We start from the raw sequence: 944 nt of genomic DNA on the forward strand, positions 1-944 counted from the left end.
CTCGACGCCATGGTCCCGGACGACGAAACGCAGCGTCACCTTGTGGCCGACCAGCCCGTAGCGCGGTGCTGAAATCAGGCTCAGCGCCCGATCCGTCTGGCCCGGCGCGGCGGGGATCAATGCCGAGACAGGCACGCCGTCGGGCAGTCGGCTCGGCGGTGCGTCGGTGGCTTCGCCATCGGTGATGGCGACGATGCCCGCGAGTTCCCCGGGCGGAATTCCGGAGAGCGCCGCCTTCAGCGCGGAGAAAAGCGGCGTTCCATCATGCCCGTCGCCGGCGACGGCAACGGTGCGGAGGGTGACACCTTTCGGCACCGTGGCAGCAAGATGCCGATAGGCGGCAGCGGCAAGCGCCGCGCGCCGCCCGATCGCCATCGAGGGTGAGCGGTCGCGAATGACCACGATCGTGTCCGGCAAGGGCGCGGTCGTGCGCACCTGCCAGCGCGGTCCGGCCAGCACGGCAAGCAGGAAGAGAAGGCCGGCGAGTCGCAGCCAGGCGCCGCGCGCCCGGCGAAGCAGGCCGATGCCGCCGAACGCGAGCGCAATCGCGGCCAGTCCCGCAATCAGAGGCCAAGGCACCAGCGGCGCAAAGACGACGGGTATCGTCATTCGCCGAGTCTTCGGAGAATGGCGGGGATCTGCAACTGATCCGCCTTATAGGTGCCGGTCAGCGCATACATCACCAGATTGACGCCGAACCTGCCGGCCTTGTCGCGCTGGCCGGGGGTTCCGGGCAGAAGAGCCTGCAAGGGATTGCCGGCCTGGTCGAGTGCCCAGGCACCGGCCCAGTCATTCGCGCCGATCACCACCGGGCTCACGCCGTCGGCGTCGCGGCCGCCTGGCGCGGCAATGTAGACCGGCGCTCCGTCGAAACGGCCGGGAAAACTGCGCGTGAGAAAGAAGGTGTGCGCCAGGGTGTCACGGTCGGTCAGCGGTCTGAGGGG

At 69.4% G+C, this 944-nt stretch carries 1 protein-coding gene and 1 pseudogene; both read right to left on the bottom strand.

Annotated features, from left to right (window positions below; all coding sequences use genetic code 11):
* Window positions 1-609: pseudogene (locus tag RT91_RS15510) on the bottom strand (hypothetical protein); the annotation flags it as partial.
* Window positions 606-944, bottom strand: a 339-nt coding sequence (locus RT91_RS15515) for a DUF4159 domain-containing protein (protein ID WP_035188246.1), incomplete at its 5' end; no start/stop codon positions are given. The pseudogene RT91_RS15510 and the gene RT91_RS15515, both read right to left, overlap by 4 nt.

This window comes from Acidiphilium sp. JA12-A1 (assembly GCF_000724705.2).
Taxonomy (GTDB): Bacteria; Pseudomonadota; Alphaproteobacteria; order Acetobacterales; family Acetobacteraceae; genus Acidiphilium; species Acidiphilium multivorum.